This window comes from Pandoraea sp. CB10b_02, assembly GCF_002216225.1.
GTDB classification, from domain to species: Bacteria; Pseudomonadota; Gammaproteobacteria; order Burkholderiales; family Burkholderiaceae; genus Pandoraea; species Pandoraea nosoerga.
This window is the reverse complement of record NZ_NJGW02000012.1, coordinates 61516-85783: the sequence shown is the minus strand read 5'-3', so window position 1 is coordinate 85783 and position 24268 is coordinate 61516. Positions and strand designations below refer to the sequence as shown.

Below are 24268 nucleotides of genomic sequence, written 5' to 3'. Positions count from 1 at the left end.
CAGTACGGCACGCCTCCTGGCATTGCATGCGGCTCATGCTCGGCCGCTTGATCGCGGAGCGTCGCCTGGCGGCGCGCTCGCGGGGCTCGGGCCCCGGCTGGCTGACTCTCGGAAGCGCCAAAGGACACTTCCGGCCCCCGCTTCGGCGCGGCGACGCAGGCGTTACGCCCGCGCCGGCAAGTTGCCGGCTGCCGAAGGGTGACTGGAAAAACGAATTCGAGTGCGGACCGGTCTGCGGTGCCGCGCCATCGGCGACGACCTCGCGAGCCCTGTCCCGTCACTCAGGCGGGCGCGCCTCGCGGACGCGTGATCGCCGGATCGCCTGCCCGCGGCTGGCGGCAGGTAGATGAGGCTCGCCGCAGCGCCCCGGCCAATGCCGGTGACAACGGCGGCGGATGCGACTGGACAGCCGGTGCGAGGAAAACATCGCACGAAGACTGCCCGAAAAGAAATATGGACTTACCCAACTTGCGTCTCCGATGAGTGCGGCACGATGCCCGTCGCCCAAATTCTCAGGCGCCCGGCCATGCCTTCGTGCCACCTTGAATCTGATATACAAGATTCAATATATCGAATTAAGTATTTTTATGGTTCCAAAATTAGTCGATGGCCGGATGGCTGTCAACCCGAGAGCGCCCTGCCCCCTCATGGCGATCGGTGCCCGGCAGCGAGGATTGTCATCGCCGGAAGGTAAGCGCTCGATAACCCCCGGACCCAGGCACCACGGGCCGTTGCGGACGGTTGGAGATCGACAGGCTGGCGAGGCATGTCGCATGCGAGGTGACCTCGCGCGGTGCAGCGTCAGGGAAAACGATGACGTTTCGGGGACCTCGAGACAGGCGTGGCGGCGGGCTCGGATTGGGGTGCGGGCCCCGGGACTCTGGGGTGAGCCGCCGCAAGGACGCGCCGCCCGTGCGGACGAAAGCAGGTGGATCCCGCGGAGGAAGGAAAAAACGGGGGACGGGGGTGGAAGGGAGGAGGAGGAGAAAGGGCGACGGCGATGGCGACGGCGATGGCGACGGCGATGGCGACACCGCCCGCGCCTTACGCCGGGCCGACGTCGCCCGAGTTGTTGCGGATGAAGGCCAGATGCTCGCGCAGCGCGCGCTGTGCGCTCGCGGTGTCGTGCGAGGCCACGGCGTTGAAGATGCGGCGATGCTGATCGATGAGCTCGGCCAGATCGGCGCCGTGGCCGACGATGGCGCGATAGTTGTCCACCACCGAGCCGCGCAGCAATTCGAAGATGGCGTGCATCAGATGCACCAGCACGAGGTTGTGCGTCGCCTCGGCCAGCGCCAGGTGAAAGTGCGCGTCGAGTTCCGGCACGCGCGTGAGCAGCGACTGCCCGCGAGCAGCGCCCTCGCCGTCCAGACCGTCGCGACCGGCCGCGTAGGCCGTCTCGAGCGCTTCGAGCGCCTGCGCCAGACGCGTCACGTCCTCTGGCGTTGCACGCTCGGCCGCCAGTTCCACCGCCTTCGCTTCGAGGACCTCGCGCATTTCCAGGACGTCGTCGACCGTCTTGCTGTGCCGCGACATCAGTTGCGAGAGCGGCTCGGCCAGCAGCGGCTGGCTCGCGTTGGCGACCAGATACCCGCCGCCGGCGCGGCCGACGATCAGCCCGCGCGATTCCAGCCGTAACAGGGCCTCGCGCAACGAGGGTCGCGACACGCCCATCTGCTGCGCCAGATCGCGCTCGGACGGCAGCGCCGAGCCCGGCGCGAGCCGGCCCTCCACGACCATCGTCTCCAGTTGCTCGTAGACCATGTCGGACAGGCGCAGCCGCGGCGGGGGCGTAACCGGCGCGAAGCCGGCGGCGGCGCCGGGGGAGTCGCCGGTGGGGACGGACGCAGCGCAGGCCGAGGCCGATGAAGCGGACGAAGCGGAGGAAGCGGAGGAAGCGGACGATGGCAGGGTCGATGACATGGGCGGTGACATAGGCTTGGACGACTCGTTGGACGGCATGTCGGCTTGGGTTCTCGACGAAAAAGGACGGACGTCACGAAAAAGATAGACGTCACGATACAGGATGCGGCCGGCGCCGGGGCGCAGGGAGCACGCCCGGCGCTCGCCCTGTCGCGGGCGCATCGCTCCGAAATTAAGGGTTAACCCGGTAGTCGGAATCGGATCATTCCCTTTACGATGGCGTCATTCGATAACTGGTAGACTGGTCGACCAGTCTACCAGCAGACCAGTTAGTCTTCATTACACGTCAACCTCCGTCCGAGAGCAAGCCCGATGGCATCGAACGCCCCGCTTCCTGGTTCGTCCTCCGCTCGCACGCCGCGCCCGCACCTCGCGCCGGATGCGGGCCTGACCACCGTCACGGCGGGAGCGGCGAGAAGCCCCGTCCACGCCGACGAACCCCTGCTCGAGCCGGTGTTCGAGAGCGTCGACGAGACCACGCGCGCCGCCCGCCTCGCTGCCTTGCGGCGGGCCGCGCCGGACGCGCAGTGGCTCACGGACCGTGAGCAGATCACGCCCTACGAGTGCGACGGACTGGCGGCGTACCGCAAGCTGCCGCTGGCCGTGGTACTGCCGTCCGACGAGGATCAGGTCTGCCGCATCTTGCGCGCCTGCCGCGAACATAACGTGCCGGTGGTCCCGCGAGGCGCGGGCACCGGCCTGTCGGGCGGTGCCATGCCGATCACCGACGGCATCGTGCTCTCGCTCGCGAAGTTCAAGCGCATCCTCGAAGTCGACGCGTATGCGCGCACGGCCACCGTGCAGCCCGGCGTGCGCAATCTCGCCGTGTCCGAAGCCGCCGCGCCTTACGGCCTGTATTACGCACCGGACCCATCCTCGCAGATCGCGTGCACCATCGGCGGCAACGTGTCGGAGAACTCCGGCGGCGTGCACTGCCTGAAATACGGTCTCACCGTACACAACGTATTGCGCGTACGCGCCGTGACGATGGACGGCGACATCGTGGAATTCGGCTCGCACGCCCTCGACGCGCCCGGCCTCGACCTGCTCTCCGTATTCATCGGCAGCGAGGGGATGTTCTGCGTCGTCACGGAGATCACCGTGAAGCTCGTGCCCAAGCCGCAGGTGCAGCAAGTCATCATGGCGAGCTTCGACGACGTGGAAGCCGGCGGCAACGCCGTGGCCGCGATCATCGCCGCCGGCATTATCCCTGCCGGACTGGAGATGATGGACAAGCCCGCCACGCAAGCCGTCGAAGAATTCGTGCACGCCGGCTACGACCTCGATGCGGCGGCCATCCTGCTGTGCGAATCTGACGGCACCGCGGAAGAGGTGGCCGAGGAAATCGCGCGCGTCTCGGCGGTGTTGCGCGCCTCGGGGGCGACGCGCATTCAGGTGTCCGCGTCCGAAGCCGAACGGCTGCGTTTCTGGTCGGGTCGCAAGAACGCGTTTCCGGCCGCCGGACGCATCTCGCCGGACTACTACTGCATGGACGGCACCATTCCGCGCCGCACGATCGGCACGCTGCTCAAGCGCATCGAAGCCATGGAAGCGCAGTACGGCCTGCGCTGCATCAACGTCTTTCACGCGGGCGACGGCAACATGCATCCGCTCATTCTCTTCAACGGCAACGACCTCGATGAATGGCACCGCGCCGAAGCGTTCGGCAGCGACATCCTGGAGGCCTGCGTCGAGCTTGGCGGCACCGTCACGGGCGAGCACGGCGTGGGCATCGAGAAGATCAACTCGATGTGCGTGCAGTTCTCTCCCGAGGAGCGCGACGCGTTCTTCGGCGTGAAGCGCGCGTTCGATCCTGCCGGCCTGCTCAACGCCGACAAGGCGATTCCGACGCGCGCGCGCTGCGCCGAGTACGGCAAGATGCACGTGCGCGGCGGTCTGTTGCCTCATCCCGATCTGCCGAGGTTCTGATGTCGCAAGTCATGCACACCGCGCCGTCCGGCGCCAATGCCAACGTAGACGCTGGCGCCCAGGCGGCCGAGGCGGCCGAGGCGGCCCAGGTGGCCGAGGCGGCTCAAGCGACGCTCGCGCAGATTCGCGAGCGCGTGCTCGCGGCCACGGCCAGCGGCATGCCGCTCGACATCCAGGGCGGCGGCACCAAGCGCTGGTACGGGCAGGCGCCCGTGGGCGATCCGCTCGACGTGCGCGCCTATCGCGGCATCGTCTCTTACGATCCGGCGGAGCTCGTCATCACGGCACGCGCCGGCACCCCGCTCGCGCAAATCGAAGCGGCACTGGCCGAACGGGGCCAAATTCTGCCGTTCGAGCCGCCGCATTTCGGTCCCGGCGCCACGCTGGGCGGATGCATTGCCGCAGGACTTGCCGGCCCGCGCCGCCCGCACGTGGGCGCGCCGCGCGACTTCGTACTGGGCGCCGTCATGATGAACGGGCGCGGCCAGATCCTGCATTTCGGCGGACAGGTGATGAAGAACGTGGCCGGCTACGACGTCTCGCGTGTGCTGGCCGGCTCGCTCGGCACGCTCGGGGTGCTGCTCGAACTCTCGATCAAGGTGCTGCCGCGCCCCGTGGCCGAAGCGACGCTGCGCTACGACATGCCGCAGGCGCAGGCCATCGATCAGCTCAACCGCTGGGGCGGCCTGCCCCTGCCCCTCACGGGCTCGGCCTGGCATGACGGTGTGCTCAGCGTTCGCCTGGGCGGCGCCGCGGCAGCGGTCGAGGCCGCGCGCAAGACCATGGGCGGCGAGCACGTCGGCACGCTCGAAGCGCACGCCTATTGGGAGGCGCTGCGCGAGCATACGCACCCGTTCTTCGCCGCCGCACCGCTCGCCGGCGAAGGGCAGCCGCTGTGGCGCCTGTCGGTGCCGCCGACCACGCCCCCGCTCGCTCACGGCGACACGCACCTGATCGAATGGGGCGGCGCGCAGCGCTGGTGGATCACCCCCCGCGCGGCCGACGAAGTTCGCGCAATTGCCGCTTCGGCCGGCGGGCATGCTACGCTGTTCCGTCATGGCGACAAGACAGCCGGCGTCTTCACTTCGCAACCGGCCGCACTGCACGCTATCGGCGAACGCCTGCAGCAGGCTTTCGACCCGAGCCGCATCTTCAACCGCCATCGGCTGTACCGCTAAATTCGACGATGCAAACGAACCTCGCAGAATTTCTCCGCCAGACGCCGGACGGCGACGAAGCCGAAGCCATCCTTCGCAAATGCGTGCATTGCGGCTTCTGCACCGCCACGTGCCCCACCTACCAGTTGCTGGGCGACGAGCTCGACGGCCCGCGCGGGCGCATCTATCTCATCAAGCAAATGGTGGAAGGCCAGAGCGTCACGCGCGAGACGCAGCGTCACCTCGATCGCTGCCTGACTTGCCGCAGTTGCGAATCGACGTGCCCGTCCGGCGTGCAGTACGGACGCCTCGCGGAGATCGGTCGCCGCCACGTCGACGCCAAGGTCGGCCGACCCGCCGGCGAGCGCGCGCTGCGCTGGACGCTTGCCCGCGTGCTGCCCAACCGCGCCTTGTTCACGCCGGCGCTGCGTCTGGGGCAGCAGTTTCGCTCGGTCCTGCCGCGCGCGCTGCGCGAGAAGGTGCCGCATCGCCAGCGCTCGGGGGCTTGGCCGCACGCGAGGCACACGCGCCGCATGCTCATGCTCGAGGGCTGCGTGCAGCCGGCCATGCTGCCCAACGTCAACAAGGCGACCGCCCGCGTGCTCGATGCGCTGGGCATCGAACTGGTTCGCCCCGCGTCCGCGGGCTGCTGCGGCGCCATCCGCCTGCACCTGAACTATCACGACGACGGCCTGGACGACGCTCGCCGCAACATTGACGCCTGGTGGCCGGAAATCGAGGCCGGCGCGCAGGCCATCGTGATCAATGCATCGGGCTGCGGCGCGACGATCAAGGAATACGGTCATCTGCTGCGGCACGATCCGCAATACGCTGGCAAGGCGCAGCGCGTGTCGGAGCTGGCGCGCGACCTCGCCGAAGTGCTGCTCGACAACCTCGAAGCGCTCCAGCGGCGCGTACCGGCTCGCAAGACGGGCAAGATCGCGTATCACCCGCCATGCACGCTGCAGCATGGTCAGCAGCTCAAGGGCGTCGTGGAAAAGGTGCTGGCGTCGGTCGGTGTGAATGTCATGCTGCCTCAGGACAGCCACATCTGCTGCGGCTCGGCCGGCACGTATTCGATCACCCAGCCCGAGCTGTCGCACCAGTTGCGCGACGCCAAATGGAAATCGCTCGACGCGCTCGAGCCTGAACTGGTGGTCTCCGCCAACGTCGGCTGCATCTGTCATTTGCAGGCCACGACCAAGGGCGAGCATGCGCGCGATCACGCACCGGTCCAGCACTGGATCGAGCTGCTCGACCGGCTGATCGCCACGCCGGCCGCCAACTGAGCGACACTGCATTGATTGTCCCGGATCTCGGGACAATCAATCCCGGGTCCGCCCGTTTATCTGGACGATAGCGCTCCCTAGAATCGTCGGTAAGTCACCACGCCGCGCCGCGGCGCAGACGAACCTCACCCTGATTCCCTTGCCGGAGCCCGTCATGATCGATACCAAAACCGCCCCCTACGCCGCGCTGCTGCTGCGCGTGTCGCTCGGCATCCTCTTTCTTGCCCACCTGTCGCTGAAGGTGTTCGTCTTCACCGTACCGGGTTTCGTGGCGTTCTTCAGCTCGCTCGGCATGCCGCCGTTCCTCGCCTATGTCACCATGGCCGTCGAATTCGTCGGCGGCCTGATGCTGATCACCGGTTTCTATGCACGCTTTGCCGCGCTGCCGCTTGCGGTGCTGATGCTCGGCACCATCGTCAGCGTGCATGGCCATAATGGCTGGATGTTCGCGAACAAGGGCGGCGGCTGGGAATTCCCGGCGTTCTGGCTGGTGGCGCTGCTGGTCGTCGCACTGCTCGGCGACGGCGCCTGGTCGATTCGCCGAGCGCGCACGGCCTGACGCGCCCCATCTTCGCCGATACGGCGCGCAAATTCCTGGTACCCGGTGCTCACTGACGGCCCGGCACCCCCTTCATGCGACCTGATGCGGCTGAAGGACAGCCGCCGGAGAAACTGCCATGTCCGCCCTGCCGACTCTCTTCGTCTCTCACGGCTCGCCGCTGCTCGCCCTGGAACCTGGCCGTACCGGCCCACTGCTGACGGCGCTGGGGCGTGCGGTGCCGCGGCCGCGGGAGATTCTCGTCGTCTCCCCGCACTGGTCGACGCCGACGCCGCGCGTGGGCAATCTGGCGCAGCAGCGCACCATTCACGACTTCGGCGGTTTCCCGCGCGAACTCTATACGCTGCAATATCCGGCCGCGGGGGCCCCGGCGCTTGCCGGGCGCACGGTGCAATTGCTGCGCGACGCCGGCCTTGCCGCCAGCGTCGACGACCAATGGGGACTCGATCACGGCGCGTGGGTGCCGCTGCGCTACCTGTATCCCGATGCGGACGTGCCGGTCACGCAGTTGTCGCTGCAGCGCCATATGCGGCCGGAATACCACTATCGCGTCGGCCGGCAGCTCGCCTCGCTCGCGCAGGAGGGCGTGCTGATCGTCGCGTCGGGCAGCTTCACGCACAACCTTCAGGAAGTCTTCCGCGCGCCGGCGGAAGATCGTGAAGAAGCCCCGTATCTGGCGGAGTTCGCGGCGTGGTTCACCGAGCATCTCGCGGCGATGGATCTCGAGGCCCTGTTCGACTACCGCGCGCGCGCGCCGCATGCCGAACGCGCGCATCCCACCGACGAGCATCTGCTGCCGCTGTACATGGCGCTGGGCGCCTCGGATGACCCCGCCCGGCAGACGCACTTCGACACGGGCGCGACTTATGGCGCGCTGCGCATGGACGCCTTCGCGTTCGGCAGCGCCGCCCCGTCGCTCGTCGAGGTCGAGGCGCTGGCACAATGACGCCTGCAGCGGCCGGCGCGCGCCGGCCATCCCCCGTGTATTCCTGAGGAGCCTCGCCCCGGCATGAACAAACTTCGCGAGATCGAGTGCTTCATCGCCGTGGTCGAGTCGGGCAGTTTCGTCAAGGCCGCGAGCTCGCTCGGCATTTCGAAGACCGCCATCTCTCGCTATGTCGCCGATCTCGAGGCGCGTCTGGGCACGCGCCTGCTCCAGCGCACCACGCGACGCCTGTCGCTCACCGAACCGGGACAGCGTTATGTCGAGCGCTGCCGTCAGATCCTTGCCGAGCTGGACGAGGCCGATGCGATGGCCGGCGAGCAGGACGGGCAGCCGGCCGGCCCGCTGCGCGTCAATGCGCCGCATACGTTCGGCGTGCTGCATCTGGCGCCGCTCTGGCCCACGTTTCTGGGCCGCCACCCTCAGGTCTCGCTCGACATCACGCTGAGCGACCGCCTCGTGGACATCGTCGACGAAGGCTACGACCTCGCGATCCGCATCACGCGTCTGCCCGACTCCTCGCTCGTGCATCGCCGGCTCGCGGGCACGCGCATGGTGCTATGCGCGTCCCCCGAGTACCTCGCACGGCACGGCACGCCGCGGCATCCGAGCGAGCTCGCACACCACGACACCATCGGCTACAGCTACTTTTCGCACCGGCGGGAATGGCGCTTCGATGGCCCCGACGGACCTGTTTCCGTGCGCACCCGGGCGCGGCTCATCGCCGATAACGGCGATACGTGTCTGGCAGCCGCCCTGGCCGGCGCGGGCGTCATCCTGCAGCCGGCGTTTCTCGTGCAGGACGCCCTGCGCGACGGCCGGCTCGTCGAATTCCTGCCGCAATACACGCAGGGCGAGACCGGGATCTTCGTCGTCTATCCCACCCGCAAATACCTCAGCGCAAAAGTGCGAGCGCTCATCGATTTCCTCGTGGAAGCGTTCGCCGCCCCGCAATGGCGCACGCCCGAGCGGCGCTGACACCACTGACGCCACTGGCGCCGCCGTGCGGGCAGCCTGGCTTGCCCGCATCCGCGTCAAAACGCGCGTCGAACCGCACGCGAATAGCCGCAAACGGCGCCCAACACACCCTAACGTCACGGAGCATTCACGGCGTATTTATGGCGTGAGGCGAATGTCCCTTATACTGACGAGCCTGCTGTCCCATTTCACATATTTTGGAAAACTTCTTACTGATCGTCGCCGCGATTGCGCTGGTGTTGCTCAATGGCTTTTTCGTGGCGGCGGAATTCGGTCTCGTCAAACTGCGCCAGACGCGCGTTCATGTCATTGCCCGCCAACGCGGTTGGCGCGGTCGTATTCTGGCCAAGGTCCACGGCCAGCTCGACACCTACCTGTCGGCCTGCCAGCTCGGCATCACGCTCGCCTCGCTGGGACTGGGCTGGATCGGCGAACCGGCCTTCGCGCGCATTCTCACGCCGCTCTTCGAACTGGCCGGCGTGAGTTCCGCCGAGCTGATTCACGCACTCGCGTTCTTCATCGCGTTCTTCACGATCTCGTACCTGCACATCGTCGTGGGCGAGCTCGCGCCCAAGTCGATGGCGCTGCGCATGCCGGAGGCCATCTCGGTATGGACCGCCGCGCCGCTCTACGGCTTTTACTGGCTGATGTACCCAGCCATCTGGATCCTCAACCATAGCGCCAACCGGCTGTTGCGCTGGACTGGGCTCGATCCTTCGCACGGCGCCGACGCCCACTATTCGGCCGACGAAATCAAGCTCATCCTGCGTCGCGGCGCCACCAGCGAAAAGCTCTCGCGCGACGACTGGAACGTGGTGGCCTACGCCATCGACTTCAGCGACCTCACGGTCTCCGACCTGATGCGCCCGATGAGCGAGGTGGCCCCGTTTCGCCGCGGCGCCACGTTCGCGCAGAACATGGACACGGCCTATCGCCACCGTTACAGCCGCTACCCGTTCCTCGACCACGACGGCGAAACGGTGCTCGGCGTCGTCCACCTCAAGGACCTGTTCCTGGCCGAGCATCACGGGCAATCCATCGAAGACCTCGGTAGCATGGCGCGCCCGGTCGAGCGCGTGAAGCCCGACATGCCGGCACGCGAGCTGTTCAGCCGCTTCCGCCGCGGCGCGCCGCACTTTGCCATCGTCGGATGGCCGGACCAGAAGCCTATCGGCTTTCTCACGCTGGACAACCTGCTCTCGGCGCTGGTCGGCAAGATCCGCGACGAGTTCCGGCAGACCGAGGACGACTGGACCCGCATGGAAGACGGCACGCTCATCGGACGCGGCAGCCTGCCGATCCTCACGCTCGAGCGTGCACTGGGCCTCGACATTCCGAGCGAACACGCAGAATCCGTCGGGGGCCTGATCATGAACGCCCTCGGCTATCTCCCGCGCGAAGGTCAGAAGGTCGACTTCGAGGGCTTCTCGGTCGTCGTCAAGAAGATGCAGGGCCCACGGATCGTGCTCGTGCGCGTCTATCCCGAGAGCGTGCGTGAAACCCGTGACATGCAGTCGAAGGCGGCCCATGTGGCGGTGCAACAACGAGCGGACCGAGCAGACGATTGATTCCGGCCGTTTCGCTTGCCAAAATACGCACTATGCGCAACACGCCCGTGAGAGGCGGCGCATATCAGGCACGAGGCGCCTGACGAGCCGAGGGGCATGGCACGACAGTCCGTCGCAACAGAGCCACGGGAGGCGATGGTGGGCGACACGGGGAAGTTGTCACTCGATGCACTGATTGGCGTGTGCTACGACGGCGTGCTCGACGAGGCGTGCTGGGAACGGGCGCTGCGCGAGTTCAACCGCTGGGCGGGCGGCATGGGGTTCCACTCGGTCACGTGGGACCGCGCCCGCCACCGCGCCACGCGCGACTCCCATTCCCTGGACGCGTCACCCGCCATCGTTCGCGAGTTCGTCGAAAAGCTCGCACCAACCGACCCGCGCGTCGCCCTCATGCTGCGACTGCCAATGGGTCACGCCCTGCGCTGCCACCATCATCTGAGCGAGCGCTACGTGGCGCGCAGCGAGCTGTACAACGACTTCCTGATTCCTCACGGCGTGCGCTACACGTATGGTCTGCATCTCGATGGGGCAGACGGCACGAGCGAGTTGCTGGCAATCCTGCGCAGCCCCGATCAGCCGCCTTTCGAGGAAGCCGGGCACGTTCCCGAACTCGAGGTTCTCACGAAGCATCTCGCGCGGGCCGCCAGGCTGCGTGCGGGCGCGCGGCGTCTGCGCGCGCAGGCGGCGACCGGCCTGGCGGTGCTCGACCATCTCGACACGGCGGTCGTCATCACCGACGAGAGCGCGCACGTGCACTACCTGAACGCCGCGGCGCACGAACGGCTCGCGGCCATGCGCAACGTCGGCATTCGCGGCGGAAAATTCACGGCCGTGCTACCGGGCGACGAGCACGCGTTGAAGCGTCTGATCGGGAACGCGGCCGCGCGCATGCCGGTGGCCGGCAGCCATCGTCTGCACGGCGACAGCCAGCGGCACTGGGTGATCACGGCGCTGCCGCTGCGCGAGTCGCACCTGTGCGCCGCACCCTGGGAGCGGCCAATGGTCATGCTCACGCTCGGCGACCTGGACCGGCGTGTGACGCTCGGACCGTTCACGCTCAAGGTGCTGTTCGGGCTCTCCCCCGCCGAAGCGCGGCTCGCCCAGGCGCTGGCCGAAGGACGCGAGCTCACGCAATACGCGCAGGACGCCAACGTCGCCATCAACACGGCGCGCACGCAGTTGCGCCATATCTTCGACAAGACCGGTTGCCGCCGGCAAGCCGACCTGCTGCGGCTGCTGCAGGCGATTCCCGCACTGCGCATGCACTCGCCACGTTGAGCACCACCGGCGTCGGCGTCCCGTCCGCTGCCCCACGAAGCGCGCCGGAACAAAAAAGGCGACCCGAGGGTCGCCTTTGCTTGCCGATTCGTGGGCGCTCAGGCGCGCGCGAACGCCTTGCGGTTGAGTTCGAGCTGGGTGATGAGCTTCTGCAGGCGCGACTCCGCCATGCGCGTGAGCGCGATGAAACGGCACCCGACGTGGTATTCCACATCCTTCGCGAGCGGCACGGTGCGCACCGCACAGACTTCCAGGTCGACCTGGACGGTGCCGTAGTCGCGCAGCTCGATCTCGGCGTGCATGAGCATGGAGCCCTTCGGGATCTCGGCGGCGGCCGCGGCCTTCGTGCGCAAGCCCACGCCGCCCAGCGACAAGTCGAACACCGACAGGCGCATCGGCGTCTCGTCCGGGAATTTGACCGTGCACTGGTACGGGTCGAGGATCGGTGTCTTCACCCGGAAATAATCGCGGCGCTGCAAGCGCACGAGCGTTTCCGGATACGACGAATAGAACGCAGGATAGCCTTCGAACTCACGCTCTTGCACGTCGCCGATCGGAAAATGCACCTGAATGCCTTCCGGCACGCCGACGAACAGCGCGCGCTTGTTGGCCAGCAGCGCACGGTTTTCCGTCTCCACGCCGCCCCAATCGAAATAGAAACCGCGCGCCTGCGGGTCGACCTTGAGCAAACGGGTCACGAGCTGACGCTGCCCGTTCGCGAAGTACACGGTCATGAAGTCGCCGCGGGTGGCCAGATGACGCAGCACCCCGCCGATTTCCAGCGGGTTGCTGATGCGATACGAGTCGTGCAGTTGAGACTCTTCGTCCGACGGTGCCGGTGTCACCTGCGGTTCTGTCGTTTCCATACCTGATCTTCTATTTGTCCCCGTGACGGCCGCGCCTGGTCGCACGATCCGTACGCAATAAAGCCTTCGCGATGCACGCGCGGTGTTGCCATCGCCACATCGCGGCGCGAGTGCGCGCCCGCCGACGCTCGATCACCGTTGCACACCGGATCATGAACGTTAACGGTCGCCGGCCGGAAATATTGAGTGCCCGGCGCACGGACCTGCTGCTCCCCGTACCGTGCGCCACACCCGGGCGTTCGCCCCGCCCTTGTGACTTATCGTTTCAGACGTCGCAGGCGCGGGCCGATCAGCGATGCACCGCAGCCATCAACGCGCCGAAGCCCATGAACACGCCGCCGCTGATCCTGTTGAACGCCTTGAGCACGCGCGCCTCGCGCAGGTACGGCGCAATGCGCAGGCCGCCTGTCGCGTAGATCATGTACCAGCTCATCTCGATGACCGCGAACGTGCCGAGCAGGATCGAGAATTGCGGCAGCTTGGCGGCCGAAGGATCGATGAACTGCGGCAGGAAAGCGGCGGCGAAGAGGATGGCTTTCGGGTTGCTGGCGGCGACCAGAAACCCGGACTTGAACAGCTTGCCGAAGCTGGAATCGGCGGCGAGTGCGGGCGCGGCGAGGTTCGCGGCGGCCTCCTTCGTGTCCACCGGCGAGCGCCAGCTCTTGTAGCCCAGGTACACCAGATAGGCCGCGCCAATGTAGCGCAGCGTGTCGAACAGCATCGGCCACGCCTTCAGTACCGCGCCGAGGCCGGCAGCCGAAATCGACATCATGGCGATGAGCGCCGTCATGCAGCCGGCCATCGTGCCCAGCGCAGGGCGAAGCCCGTGTCGCGCGCCGTGCGTCATGACGAGCAGCATGTTGGGCCCGGGCGTCGCCGACACGAAGAATACGGTGACCACGAACAGCCACCAGGTTTGCAGGCTCATGATTGCCTCGAGAAAATGCCTACGCGAATCCGAACAGGCATTGTAGCGTCGAACCGCGACGGCGGCATCGTCCTCGTGTACGTCTCATGCGAATCAAAAATGCCGGAGAAAGGGGGAGGCCCGAAGCAAACGGGCCCGATGGCTTTCGCCATCGGGCCCGTTCATCGTGCGATGCCGGCCAGCCGGGAGGCTGGCGCGGCATGACAAGCGCTAATTACAGCGGCTTGATGTTCGCGGCTTGCTTGCCCTTCGGGCCAACCTTGACCTCGAACGACACGCGTTGGTTCTCTTGCAGCGACTTGAAGCCGTCAACCTTCACTTCCGAGAAGTGAGCGAACAGGTCTTCACCGCCGGCGTCCGGGGTGATGAAGCCGAAGCCCTTTGCGTCGTTGAACCACTTAACAATACCGGTTTCCATGTTTTTTCCTAATAAAACAATAGCCTGGGGTCGGAATGACCCCTCCAGCGCTGACAATCAAGGGAAAATGAAGGACTAGAAACCAGCGAGAAGCAGGAAAACTACGTCGGACAACAACTTCGCGGCTTGACAATCTGCAATTGGTTTTATACGTGTAGCACCGACGCTTGTCAACAGGGAAAATGCCGCAAAATACGTAACAATTTTCGCAAATAGCGGGGAATTCGGGCGCTCTTCATGTGTCCGACCGGCAATTCCTGCCCGTACAATGGGCGTTTTATCCCGCGCCCATGCCGTTATTGCGCGTTTTGGCTACGGTTTTGGCTCTTGCTTCGACTCGTGTTTCAGGGTTCCCCAAGCGGTTTTGCGCGGAATCCCCTCTGGACACCGACACGCCCCTCCGAGCCGCTATGCCGCTACGCCACTGGGCCTTCGATCTCCCTGACCTGCCTACGGATGGAGCCTGACCGCCTCATGCGACCTGCCGCGTCGCACCCCGCCTGTCCTTACCTTCACGCTCATGCACGCGCCGGCGCGCATGGCGCCCGGCGATCCGTCGCCCGCTGGCTCTCGCGCTGGCGGACGTATTCGCTCACGTTTGCCGTCTGCGCCACACTGGCGGCGTGCGCCGGCTCGCCCGCCTACGGCCCGGTGCCGGCCGGCAGCTACCGTGTCCAGTCCGGCGACACGCTCTATGGCATCGCCCGCGCCAACAACACGACCACGGCCGACCTGGTGCGCTGGAACGGTCTGACCGACCCCGACAAGATCGAAGTCGGTCAGGTGCTGCGCGTAGTGCCGCCTCCGGGTTCCGCGAGCGCGCCGGCGGCGGCGTCCGGCACGAGCCCGTCGGGCGGCGCCTCCCGATCGCGCCCCAGCGCCCGGCCGGCGCCGAAGAAGTCCGCTCCCGCGCCAGCGGCACCGCGTGTGGCCACCAACAAGATCCCGATGGTATGGCCGGCCGACGGCCCTGTGCTCGCCAACTTCAACGGCAGCAGCAACAAGGGCATCGACATCGGCGGCAAATCGGGCGATCCGGTGTATGCCGCGGCGGCGGGCAAGGTCGTCTACGCCGGCAGTGGCCTGCGCGGCTACGGCAATCTGGTGATGGTGCAACACGAGAACGGCTATCTCACCGCATACGCTCACAATCGCTCCCTGCTGGTCAAGGAAGGCGCGACGGTGAGCAAGGGGCAGAAGATCGCCGAGATGGGCGACACCGACTCGCACGGCACCGTAAAGCTGCACTTCGAGGTGCGACAGAAGGGCACGCCGTTCAATCCGCGCGACTTCCTGCCGTCGCGCTGATTTCGACGGCGCGAAAACCGCGCGCGAGACGCAAAACGGCAAGGCGCGAAGCCTTGCCGTTTTGCGTTGTGCCGCCAGCGATGGCCCGGATCAGGCCGAAGCCAGATACCCTTGCGCCAGTCCGTTCGAGCGCGCGTCGCCCCAGTCGCGATGCGCTCGCGGATCGGTCCACACGAGCAGATGCAGCGCCGCCAGAGCCCGCGGGTCGTTGAGCAGTTCCCATTTCTGCGTGTTGGTCAGCTTCGCCGGCCCCCTGAGCAGGGCCGCCTCCACGCGGCCCGCGCGCACGGCATCGCGCTTCGCATCGTCGAGCGTCGGCGCCACGCTGGCCGCGACGAGCGCATTGGCCATCGGATCGATCACCGCATCGACGAAATCGACGCGCCTGGGCGACTCGTCGGTGTACTTCTCCGTCATGCGCAGTTCCTTGGGCGGCCATGATTCCTCGGGAATCAGGAACAGGCGCGCGCGCTTGAGGGCGCGCCCGAGCGACACGCGGCTGGAGAACACCGACACCGGGATCGAAATCATCATCGAGCCGACGATCGGCATCAGCCACCAGATGAAGTCGGGGTTGAGCCAGTAGACGATGCCGCCCCACCCGAGCCCGATCAACGTCTGCAGACCGTGGCGACGAATCGCCTCGCCCCAGTGTGTCTGCGCATCCTCGCGCGGCGGCGACTTCCACTGAATCGCGATGCCCGTGAGCGCGGCCAGCACGAATTGCGTGTGAAACAGCATGCGCACGGGCGCGAGCAGCGCGGAGAACACCATTTCGATGAACATGCTCACCGTCACGGCCACCCAGCCGCCGAAACGCTTCGCGCCCTTCACCCAAATCAGCAGCACCGCCAGGATCTTCGGCAGGAAGAGCAACGTGGCGGTCGCCGAGAACAGGGCCAACGCCCGCTCGGGATGCCACTCGGGCCACACCGGGAACAACTGGCGCGGCGCCGTGAAGTACTCCGGCACCACCAGCGTGTGCTTGGCGAGCAGGCACGTGGAGAGGATCAGGAAGATGAACCACAGTGGCGCGGAGACGTAAGCCATCGCCCCGGTCACGAACACGGCGCGATGCACCGGGTGCATGCCCTCGGCCAGGAACAGCCGGAAGTTCATCAGATTGCCCTGACACCAGCGGCGGTCGCGCTTGAGCTCGTCGAGCAGGTTCGGCGGCATTTCCTCGTAGCTGCCGGGCAGGTCGTAGGCGATCCACACGCCCCAGCCCGCACGCCGCATGAGTGCGGCTTCGACGAAGTCGTGCGAGAGGATCGCACCGGAGAGCGCCCCCTTGCCGGGCAGCGGTGCGAGCGCGCAATGCGCCATGAAGGGCTTCATGCGGATGATCGCGTTGTGGCCCCAGTAGTGCGATTCGCCCAGTTGCCAGTAGTGCAGGCCGGCGGTGAACAGCGGACCGTACACGCGTCCGGCGAATTGCTGCAGGCGCGCGTAGAACGTCTCGCGCCCTGCCGCGAGCGGGGCGGTCTGAATGAGACCGGCGCTCGGATGGGCTTCCATCATGCGCACGAGCTTGGTCAGGCATTCGCCGCTCATCACGCTGTCGGCATCGAGCACGATCATGTAGCGGTATTCGCTGCCCCAGCGGCGACAGAAGTCGTCGAGGTTGCCGCTCTTGCGCTTGACGCGGCGCTTGCGGCGCCGATAAAAAATGCGCCCGAAGCCGCCGACCTCACGGCACAGCGCCTGCCAGGCGTCGACTTCGGCCGTGCAGTGATCGGCCTCGTTGGAGTCGGACAGGATGAAGAAGTCGAAGCGCTCGAGCGAGTCGGTCTTGGCGAGCGACTCGTAGGTCGCGCGCAGCCCGGCGAAGACGCGGCCGACGTCCTCGTTGCAGATCGGCATGACGATGGCCGTGCGCGCCTCGGGCTCGATCGGTGCATCGCCGGCCGCCATCTTGGAGATCATGTGGCGCTCGCCGCCGAACAGCAGAACGAAAAAGCCGAAGATGGCGGTCCAGAAACCCGCGGATACCCAACCGAAGAGCAGCACGAAGAGCACCAGCACGGCGAATTCGAGCGGATCGGCGCCGTGATACGGCAGCACGGAGGCCATGAAGTGCGTGGCCAGCGCCGTCTGCGCGATCATCAGCGCGAGCAGCATCCAGCGACGGCGGCGCCCCGCCTGCGACCACTGCCCCCTGGGGTCGGGCGCGTCGCGCACGAGCGGATCGGGATCGGCGCGGCCGGTCAGCTTGCGCCACAGGCGCGCGAGCGGGTTGAGCGACCAGGGCCGGGGAAGGAGCGACGTGCGGCGTACCGGCGGCGCGATGCGCAAGGTCTGCACGCCGCGCACTTCGGTGAGGCCTGCGGCCTCGGCCAGGGAACCGCCCTCGGTCAGGGCGAGGCGCGCAGGCTGCGAGGCGAGCACGGCGTCGCTGTCGGATTCGATTTCGGCGGCGTCATGCGTATGCCATGCCACGGTGGCCACGGGCGCCGCGGCTGCGGCGTCCGACACGGTCACGCCGGCGACGGGCTCGGGCGCCTCGGGCGCCTCGGGCATCTCGGGCATCTGGGACGCGCGCGCGCCCTCGCCCGTACCGTCGTTCGTCACGCGCGCGGCAAGCAGGCGCTGAAGGCGCGTGAGCACGTCCAGCGTATCCCCGCCGTCGCGCTTCGCTTGCGCGAGCAGCGCATGGCGTGTCTCTGCGGGCAGGGGCAACCGGTCGACATACAACTCGTCGACCGGAATATCGGAGCGCTCGCTCACTCGGGGGGTAACAGGTAGCTCCACGTTTCGGATAGGGTATTGCTGCCGTTGCGCAGGTAGGCGCGCATTTCGACGGGTTTCTCGGAATCGAGGCGGCGCATGCGAAGCATGACGCGATAGCCTCCCGTGACGTCATTGCGCTGCGTCTGCACTTCCAGGATCTTGCCGTTGCCGTCGATGGATACATTGCCTTCGACCTTGGCATCGTCCGGCAGTTTCTTGAGCGCCGGGCCCTCGAAATCGAGTGCAAACAGCAGACTGTCGTCTGGTTTCCCCCGGTAGCCGTGTCCTCGACGGCTTTGCGTCACCCACGCCGTGGGAGGGCGCTTGTCGTTGTCTTTCTGCCAGGACAGCTTGTACTCGAGCGAGTACGGCTGCTTGGGTTTGGGCGGCGAATCCGGCACCCAGTACGCGACGATATTGTCGTTCGTTTCGTCCGGGGTCGGGATCTGCACCAGCTCCACGCGGCCCTGTCCCCACTTGCCCTTGGGCTCGACCCAGGCGCTCGGGCGCAGTTCGTAGTGGTCGTCGAGGTCCTGGTAATCGGTGAAATCGCGATCGCGCTGGACCAGACCGAAACCGCTCGGATTCGACAACGCGAACGACGACACGAGCAAACGCTTCGGATTGACGAGCGGACGCCAGATCCATTCGCCGGTCCCCGACTGGATCGACAGGCCGTCCGAGTCGTGGACTTCAGGGCGATAGTCGGGCACCGCGGGCGGCTGGTTCTCGCCGAAGAAGAACATGCTGGTGAGCGGTGCGAGCCCGAGCTTGGTAACGTTCTCGCGCAGGAACAGTTCGGCCTTCACGTCCACGGTGGTGTCGACGCCGGGTCGCAACGTGAAGCGATACGCGCCGGTCGCGCGCGGCGAATCGAGCAGCGCGTAGATGGTCAGTTCCTTCGCACCGGGCGCCGGACGCTGGATCCAGAACTCGGTGAAACGCGGAAACTCCTCGCCCGAGTTCAGCGCGGTGTCCAGCGCGAGCCCGCGCGCGGACAGCCCATAGGTCTGGTTCTTGCCGAGCGCCCGGAAGTAGCTCGCGCCCAGAAAGACCATCACTTCGTCCTTGTACTTCGGCGTGTTGACCGGAAAGTGGATGCGAAAGCCGGCGAAGCCGAGCCCGCGCAGTTGCTTCTGGTCGACCTTGAGCGCGCCGAAGTCGAACATGTCGGGGCTGTAGCGCACTTCACGCGCGGTGTTGCCCACGAGTTCGTTGATTTTGACGGGACGGTCGTAATACGAGCCCTCGTGGAAGAACATCAGCTCGAACGGCAGCTTCTGCGCGCGCCACAGGGCCCGCTCCGGCTTGAAGCGGATGTTGCGGTAGCGGTCGTAGGAGAGATTCTGCAGGTCCTTGGGAAGATTCGGATCCTTGGGTTTGTAGCGATTGTTGGCGAGCGTGCGCGCCTGTTTGGCCACGTCGTCGAACGAGAAAGCATGCGCGGCGCCGCTGACGAGCGCGCAGGCGCTGAGCACACCGGCGAGCGCCAGGTGCAGGGCACGGTGGGAAGTCATGCGAGAAACCGCGTTGAGCAGGAATTCCATCGGCAAAGGGAATGGCGTGTAACGCGCGTGCTGACCGTAGCCAGCGTGCGCCGAACGCGCAATTTTACCCGTTCATTCCCTGATTGACTAAAGATGCATCGGCAAAACCTTCGAAGCAAGCGCTCACATTAACCCAATCCGCCGGCCCGACGCCGCCTGCGGCGCGTCACAAATTTGTGACGATTTGTGACCAAGGGGCAAAACGAGGGGAGAAACGGGGGAAAAAACGAGGGAAAAAACGAGCGGAAACGGCGAAAAAAGGATGGCTTTTAAGGATGGCTTTTGCAGGCTTGCCCCGGCTTTATCTTCCAGGTTGTGTCATTCCGGCGTCAGACACTCGCCTTGTTCGAACGACATTCGCGTCCGGCGAGCCCCACATGGGACGAGAGTCCGTGCCGATCGACGCAGCGCTTCGCGCCTCACCGATTTGCCAGCGCCAACATTGCCCCGAGCCCCATCAACGCCCCGCCGATGGCGCGCCTCACCAGACGCTGCCGACGCAACATCGCGGCACGCAACCAGCCCGCCGAAAACCCGAGCGCCACGAGGCTGAACCAGGCCCAATGCGCGAACGACATGAACGCGCCGTAGGCGGCGCCCAGTTGCCAACCCGTGCCCGCGTGCACGACTTGGGTGAACGTGCTCACCACGAACAAGGTGGTCTTCGGGTTCAAGGCGTTGGTAAGGAATCCGGCGCGAAATGCCCCCTTCGCCTCGCCCCGGCAAACCGCGCCTGCAGCGCCTGCAGCGCCTGCAGCGCCGCCCTGCGCTCCGGCGTCCTCCTCGGTCACGTCCAGCACCGACGAACGGTCGTGCCACGTCCGCCAGCCGATGTACACGAGGTATCCCGCCCCCACCCATTGGATCGCCGTGAACAACCATGGCACTTCGGCAATCAGCAGCCCCACACCCACCAACGTGTAGAAGACGTGCACCTGCACCCCCGCCGCAATACCCAAGGCCGCCCACAAACCCGCACGACGTCCGTGCCGCCAACTCGAACGCGTCACCATCGCGAAATCGGGTCCCGGGCTGATCACCGCCAATATCGTGATCGTCATTACCGCCAATAGCTCTTGCATGAGTTTTTCTCACCTTGTCCGGGAAGGCGCGGCGGCCTTTCCCGCTTTCACGCCATCCCACTTGCGCTTTTCATTTTCCGTCCGCCCGGTTGCGTATTTTCCATCGGCGCGCCCCGCGGCCAAAACGATCTTTTCGCAAGGGAATCCGTGATAATTTCTCACGCATGAACCGCCCACTCCCCCTCAACGCGCTCCATGTGTTCAATGTCGCCGCCAGCGAACTCAGCTTCGCCCGAGCCGCCGACCGCCTGTTCGTCACCCACGGCGCGGTCAGCCGCCAGATCCGCTCGCTCGAACTTGCCGTCGGCCTTCCCCTCTTCGAGCGCCGCAACCGCGCGGTCTTCCTCACGCCCGCCGGCGAACGCCTCCACGCCACCACGCGGCAAATCTTCGAACAGCTCGACTCGACGCTCGCCAGCCTCCAACCCGCCCGGCGGACCCAGCCGCTCGTCGTTTCGTGCGAGCCCACCCTTGCCATGCGCTGGCTCATCCCCCGCCTCGCCGCTTTCGCCGACGCTCATCCCGATATCGCCCTTCACCTGCACTCGGCCGGCGGCCCGCTCGATCTGGCGAGTGCAGGCGTCGACGTCGCCATCCGCCGCAACGACTTCTTCTGGGGTCACTCGCTGGTCGCCGAAACCCTCGCGGACGAATGGATCGGCCCGGTCGGGCTGCCCGCGACATTCGGCCGCGCGCAACTCCACACGCGAACCCGGCCTCACGCGTGGCAGGACTGGCAACGCGCCATGCAACGCGCCGGCGCTTCGCCTCACACACTGCCCCGCTTCGACGCGGGTGCAGCGCCGCCCCCGTTCGAGCACTTCTATCTGAGCCTGCAAGCCGCCGGCGCCGGACTGGGCGCCGCCATCGGATCGGTGTACATGGTCGGCGACGAACTGAGCGCCGGGCGCCTCACCGCTCCCCACGGCTTCGTGCGCGACGGCTCCGCATACGTCGCACTCGCGCGCGAACCGTTCGACCGGCATCCGGCCCGCGAGGCGCTGCTGAACTGGCTGAGGATTTCGCTGGCGGCGTCGGCACGCCCCTGGATCGGGACGCACGCCCCACAATGACCCGCCACGTGCGGCGAATGAAGAGAGATGGCGCCGCCTACACCTGACGCCTTACCGCCGTTCTTCGGGATTTTCGTTTTTGGCGGGCGCCGCCGCCGTTGTCGCCGTTGTCCCCGTTGCCCCCGCTTCCGGCGGCAATGGCGCGGGCGGCGGGCCGGCAGGTGCGCTGGCGGCATCCTCGACCGGCGCCACAGGCGGTCGGCCACCTGCCGAGAGCATTCGCACGCCGCGCCATTTACCCCAGCGGTAGTACGCGAGCGCCATCACGAGCGACACGGCGAAGCCAAGCGGGAAGCTCCACCAGATCGCCTCGGCGCCCCACGTTTTTTGCATTTGCCACGCGAACGGCAGCCGGATCACCCATTGCGACACGAACAGGATCACGAGCGGCGCCGTGACCGCGCCCGTCGCGCGCACCACGCCAAAGAGCACGATGGTCACGCCGAACAGCACAAATGACCACGCCACCACGGTGTTGATGTGTTGCGCCTGCGAGATGGCAAAGCCGTCGCCGGGCAGAAACGCATTCATGAACTGCCGGTTGAAGAGCAGAATCGCCGCGACGAGCACACCGGTCATGACGAAGTTCAGCCCCACGCCCACGCGTCCGATCCGTGAGACGCGCTCCCACAGTCCCGCCCCCACGTTCTGTGCCGTCATCGACGACACGCCCGCGCCGATGGCCAGCGCCGGCATCTGCACGTAAGTCCACAACTGCGACGCCACCCCGTAGGCGGCCGTCGTCTGCGACCCGTAGCCGTTGACGAAGCCCATCATCACCATCGCAGACGACGAGATCACCACCATCTGCAAGCCCATCGGCAGGCCCTTCACCACGATGAGCCGCAACAGCCCGGCGTCGATGCGCAGATAGCGCCAGTCCTTGCGCTGCAACCACAGCGGATCGCGCCGCCGGTAAAGGGTATACATCAGCGCGGCGAGGCTCAGCGTCTGCGCGATGAGCGTGGCGCCCGCCGAGCCCGCAATGCCGAATGGGGGCACCGGTCCCCACCCGAAGATGAAGAGCGGGTTGAGCGCGATGTCGAGGCCCACCGAGAGCAGCATGAAGCGAAACGGCGTGCGCGCGTCGCCCGCCCCGCGCAACGCCATCATCACGAAGTTGTAGAAGTACATCACCGGCAAGGCCACGAAGATGATGCGCAGGTACGAGACGGCGAACGCGCGCGCATCGCCCGGGGTGCCGAGCGCATCGAGCAGCTCCGGCGTGAAGACATAGCCGAATACGGCCACCGCCAGCGACATCAGCACGAAGAACGAGGCGCTCGTGCCGACGATGCGCTGCGTGAGCACGTGGTTCTTCGCGCCGATGGACTGGCCGATGAGGATGGTGTTGGCCATGCTGATGCCGAAGACCACGCCCAGCAGGAAGAACAGCAGGATGTTGGCGTTCGACGCCGCAGTCAGCGCCGACTCACCGAGGAAGTGGCCGATCCACATGGCGTTGATCGAGGCATTGAGCGACTGCAGCACGTTGCTGCCGAGCACGGGCAGCGAGAACCAGAACAGGGTCCTGCCGATCGGGCCGCGCGTGAGATCCCTTTGCGCCATGGCCGCTACTTCGCGTCGAGCTTCACGCCGGGCGCGGGCGTGGGCACGCTGCATCGATGGCCGCGCACGTTCTCGACAAAGTGCTGGATCAGCGGCAGTACCTTGGCTTCGACGTCGCCATGCCCGTAACCGAAGCCGGCGAAATTGAAGTGTGTCGCGCCATCGACCACCGCGAGCCAGTGGCAACCGGCCGGCAGATCGGCGTATGGGACGGTGCGCGTCTGCCATTTGCCATCGAGCGGCGCGTCGCGCGTGCCGGTCACGAGCAGCACGGGTTTTTGAATGCCGTGCCACGCCCCGGACGGAAAGACCGGGCCCGGACCCTGGGGCGAGAACGCGATATAGCCGTCGAAGCGATCGTCGCTGTCGAGCCCGAGCTTGTTCTTCGCGCCCGCCTCGATCATGACCGTCGCCGCCCCCATCGAATGACCGGCGAAGACCGCCGGTCCCGAACGGCACTGCGTTCGCGCCCAGCGCAGCGCAGCGCCCGTGTCTTCCAGCCGCTCGTCATACGCTTCGGGGTCCGTAGTGAGTGCCAGCAAACCATCGCGCAGCCCGCCGTTGCGCACACGGTCGCGTAACGAGTCACGGCCGCTTTCCTTGTGCGCCATCGTCACGGTCAGCCAACCGTATTGCGAGAGCGCGCGGCCCAGCCACGCGAGCGCGTCGCGGTCGTCGCCCGCGCCGGGGCTGAGCACCGCCACGCCATGGCAGGCCGACGGCGGCCGAAAAACATGGAGATTGACGTAGCCGCCGTCGCTGCGCAGCACACGTTGATCGGCGCCGGTTGGCGGTCGCGGCGAAGCGTTGGGTGAGGAGATGGCCGGTGCAGCCGATGCCCCGGAAGGCGCGGAAGGTGCGGAAGGCGTGGAACGGGAAGGTGCGGCGGCCGCCGGATTCCGCGCGGGCGTACCGGGCAAGGCTGTGTCGGCAGCCGAGGCGGGCGGCGTCAGGAGGATCAGTGCCGCGAGGCAGGCGAGCCTGATCGCGCCGGGGCTGCAGGCGCCGAGCGCGACGAGCTTCGTCCCGATCGATCGTCCCACGGCCCTGCGCGACAGTCCGAGCATCCGTTCTCCCTTGGTATCTGGCGGCCTGCAGCCAAGTCGGCCTGACGGCCAGGGAC

At 66.6% G+C, this 24268-nt stretch carries 19 protein-coding genes; 10 read left to right on the top strand and 9 right to left on the bottom strand.

Features of this window, described 5'->3' with window-relative positions:
* Positions 1–1044: 1044 nt before the first annotated feature.
* Complete coding sequence (locus tag CDN36_RS14365; protein ID WP_287497070.1) at positions 1045–1923, bottom strand: FadR/GntR family transcriptional regulator; 879 nt, start codon at positions 1921–1923, stop codon at positions 1045–1047.
* Positions 1924–2235: 312 nt separating this feature from the next.
* On the opposite strand from CDN36_RS14365, the gene CDN36_RS14360 reads away from it, so the two are divergent.
* From CDN36_RS14360 to CDN36_RS14325, 8 genes are all read left to right on the top strand, one after another.
* Positions 2236–3852, top strand: coding sequence for an FAD-linked oxidase C-terminal domain-containing protein (locus tag CDN36_RS14360; RefSeq protein WP_287497069.1), 1617 nt, complete (start codon positions 2236–2238; stop codon positions 3850–3852).
* Positions 3852–5030: a glycolate oxidase subunit GlcE gene (gene glcE / locus CDN36_RS14355; RefSeq protein ID WP_287497068.1), complete on the top strand. Its 1179-nt coding sequence runs from the start codon at positions 3852–3854 to the stop codon at positions 5028–5030. The genes CDN36_RS14360 and glcE overlap by 1 nt, the downstream gene beginning before the upstream one ends.
* A gap of 8 nt (positions 5031–5038) precedes the next feature.
* Positions 5039–6298, top strand: coding sequence for a glycolate oxidase subunit GlcF (gene glcF, locus CDN36_RS14350; protein ID WP_287497067.1), 1260 nt, complete (start codon positions 5039–5041; stop codon positions 6296–6298).
* A gap of 154 nt (positions 6299–6452) precedes the next feature.
* Complete coding sequence (locus CDN36_RS14345) at positions 6453–6857, top strand: DoxX family protein (RefSeq protein ID WP_150554604.1); 405 nt, start codon at positions 6453–6455, stop codon at positions 6855–6857.
* A 118-nt stretch (positions 6858–6975) separates the two neighbouring features.
* Entirely contained in the window at positions 6976–7803 is an 828-nt protein-coding gene (locus CDN36_RS14340; RefSeq protein ID WP_287497066.1) for a dioxygenase family protein, read from the top strand.
* A 63-nt stretch (positions 7804–7866) separates the two neighbouring features.
* On the top strand, positions 7867–8778 hold the full coding sequence (locus CDN36_RS14335; RefSeq protein WP_287497065.1) for a LysR family transcriptional regulator: 912 nt from the start codon (positions 7867–7869) through the stop codon (positions 8776–8778).
* Between the two features lie 197 nt (positions 8779–8975).
* Positions 8976–10346, top strand: a complete 1371-nt coding sequence (locus CDN36_RS14330; protein WP_287497064.1) for a hemolysin family protein — start codon at positions 8976–8978, stop codon at positions 10344–10346.
* Positions 10347–10442: 96 nt separating this feature from the next.
* Positions 10443–11624 (top strand): helix-turn-helix transcriptional regulator, encoded by a 1182-nt coding sequence (locus CDN36_RS14325; protein WP_287497063.1) that lies wholly within the window; start codon positions 10443–10445, stop codon positions 11622–11624.
* A 98-nt stretch (positions 11625–11722) separates the two neighbouring features.
* On the opposite strand, the gene CDN36_RS14320 is transcribed toward CDN36_RS14325, so the two are convergent.
* From CDN36_RS14320 to CDN36_RS14310, 3 genes are all read right to left on the bottom strand, one after another.
* The gene (locus tag CDN36_RS14320; RefSeq protein WP_150554609.1) at positions 11723–12490 is read right to left on the bottom strand and encodes a flagellar brake protein; all 768 of its coding nucleotides are present in this window, start codon (positions 12488–12490) and stop codon (positions 11723–11725) included.
* A 289-nt stretch (positions 12491–12779) separates the two neighbouring features.
* A complete protein-coding gene (locus tag CDN36_RS14315) occupies positions 12780–13418 on the bottom strand; it encodes a LysE family translocator (protein WP_287497062.1) in 639 nt (212 codons plus the stop codon).
* A gap of 214 nt (positions 13419–13632) precedes the next feature.
* The gene (locus CDN36_RS14310; RefSeq protein WP_023594378.1) at positions 13633–13836 is read right to left on the bottom strand and encodes a cold-shock protein; all 204 of its coding nucleotides are present in this window, start codon (positions 13834–13836) and stop codon (positions 13633–13635) included.
* 474 nt (positions 13837–14310) lie between these two features.
* On the opposite strand from CDN36_RS14310, the gene CDN36_RS14305 reads away from it, so the two are divergent.
* Complete coding sequence (locus CDN36_RS14305; RefSeq protein ID WP_287497061.1) at positions 14311–15144, top strand: peptidoglycan DD-metalloendopeptidase family protein; 834 nt, start codon at positions 14311–14313, stop codon at positions 15142–15144.
* A gap of 90 nt (positions 15145–15234) precedes the next feature.
* On the opposite strand, the gene mdoH is transcribed toward CDN36_RS14305, so the two are convergent.
* From mdoH to CDN36_RS14290, 3 genes are all read right to left on the bottom strand, one after another.
* Entirely contained in the window at positions 15235–17673 is a 2439-nt protein-coding gene (gene mdoH / locus CDN36_RS14300; protein WP_287497098.1) for a glucans biosynthesis glucosyltransferase MdoH, read from the bottom strand.
* A 194-nt stretch (positions 17674–17867) separates the two neighbouring features.
* Positions 17868–19391 (bottom strand): glucan biosynthesis protein G, encoded by a 1524-nt coding sequence (locus tag CDN36_RS14295; protein WP_150554612.1) that lies wholly within the window; start codon positions 19389–19391, stop codon positions 17868–17870.
* Between the two features lie 449 nt (positions 19392–19840).
* Entirely contained in the window at positions 19841–20503 is a 663-nt protein-coding gene (locus tag CDN36_RS14290; RefSeq protein WP_287497060.1) for a LysE family translocator, read from the bottom strand.
* A 164-nt stretch (positions 20504–20667) separates the two neighbouring features.
* On the opposite strand from CDN36_RS14290, the gene CDN36_RS14285 reads away from it, so the two are divergent.
* Positions 20668–21576 (top strand): LysR family transcriptional regulator, encoded by a 909-nt coding sequence (locus CDN36_RS14285; protein WP_287497097.1) that lies wholly within the window; start codon positions 20668–20670, stop codon positions 21574–21576.
* Positions 21577–21627: 51 nt separating this feature from the next.
* On the opposite strand, the gene CDN36_RS14280 is transcribed toward CDN36_RS14285, so the two are convergent.
* Entirely contained in the window at positions 21628–23145 is a 1518-nt protein-coding gene (locus tag CDN36_RS14280) for an MATE family efflux transporter (RefSeq protein ID WP_287497059.1), read from the bottom strand.
* A gap of 5 nt (positions 23146–23150) precedes the next feature.
* Positions 23151–23915 carry an alpha/beta hydrolase family protein gene (locus CDN36_RS14275; protein ID WP_287497058.1) on the bottom strand — a complete coding sequence of 255 codons (765 nt, stop codon included), beginning with the start codon at positions 23913–23915 and terminating at the stop codon, positions 23151–23153.
* Between the last annotated feature and the right edge of the window lie 353 nt (positions 23916–24268).

Excerpts from the sequence above, each read along its gene's own strand:
- CDN36_RS14340 (WP_287497066.1), top strand. The coding sequence starts at position 6,976 with ATGTCCGCCCTGCCGACTCTCTTCGTCTCTCACGGCTCGCCGCTGCTC.
- CDN36_RS14280 (WP_287497059.1), bottom strand. The coding sequence starts at position 23,145 with ATGGCGCAAAGGGATCTCACGCGCGGCCCGATCGGCAGGACCCTGTTC.
- CDN36_RS14315 (WP_287497062.1), bottom strand. The coding sequence starts at position 13,418 with ATGAGCCTGCAAACCTGGTGGCTGTTCGTGGTCACCGTATTCTTCGTG.
- CDN36_RS14365 (WP_287497070.1), bottom strand. The coding sequence starts at position 1,923 with ATGTCATCGACCCTGCCATCGTCCGCTTCCTCCGCTTCCTCCGCTTCG.
- CDN36_RS14360 (WP_287497069.1), top strand. The coding sequence starts at position 2,236 with ATGGCATCGAACGCCCCGCTTCCTGGTTCGTCCTCCGCTCGCACGCCG.
- CDN36_RS14345 (WP_150554604.1), top strand. The coding sequence starts at position 6,453 with ATGATCGATACCAAAACCGCCCCCTACGCCGCGCTGCTGCTGCGCGTG.
- glcF (WP_287497067.1), top strand. The coding sequence starts at position 5,039 with ATGCAAACGAACCTCGCAGAATTTCTCCGCCAGACGCCGGACGGCGAC.
- glcE (WP_287497068.1), top strand. The coding sequence starts at position 3,852 with ATGTCGCAAGTCATGCACACCGCGCCGTCCGGCGCCAATGCCAACGTA.
- CDN36_RS14285 (WP_287497097.1), top strand. The coding sequence starts at position 20,668 with ATGAACCGCCCACTCCCCCTCAACGCGCTCCATGTGTTCAATGTCGCC.
- CDN36_RS14295 (WP_150554612.1), bottom strand. The coding sequence starts at position 19,391 with ATGACTTCCCACCGTGCCCTGCACCTGGCGCTCGCCGGTGTGCTCAGC.
- mdoH (WP_287497098.1), bottom strand. The coding sequence starts at position 17,673 with ATGCCCGAGATGCCCGAGGCGCCCGAGGCGCCCGAGCCCGTCGCCGGC.
- CDN36_RS14305 (WP_287497061.1), top strand. The coding sequence starts at position 14,311 with ATGCGACCTGCCGCGTCGCACCCCGCCTGTCCTTACCTTCACGCTCAT.
- CDN36_RS14310 (WP_023594378.1), bottom strand. The coding sequence starts at position 13,836 with ATGGAAACCGGTATTGTTAAGTGGTTCAACGACGCAAAGGGCTTCGGC.
- CDN36_RS14325 (WP_287497063.1), top strand. The coding sequence starts at position 10,443 with ATGGCACGACAGTCCGTCGCAACAGAGCCACGGGAGGCGATGGTGGGC.
- CDN36_RS14320 (WP_150554609.1), bottom strand. The coding sequence starts at position 12,490 with ATGGAAACGACAGAACCGCAGGTGACACCGGCACCGTCGGACGAAGAG.
- CDN36_RS14335 (WP_287497065.1), top strand. The coding sequence starts at position 7,867 with ATGAACAAACTTCGCGAGATCGAGTGCTTCATCGCCGTGGTCGAGTCG.
- CDN36_RS14290 (WP_287497060.1), bottom strand. The coding sequence starts at position 20,503 with ATGCAAGAGCTATTGGCGGTAATGACGATCACGATATTGGCGGTGATC.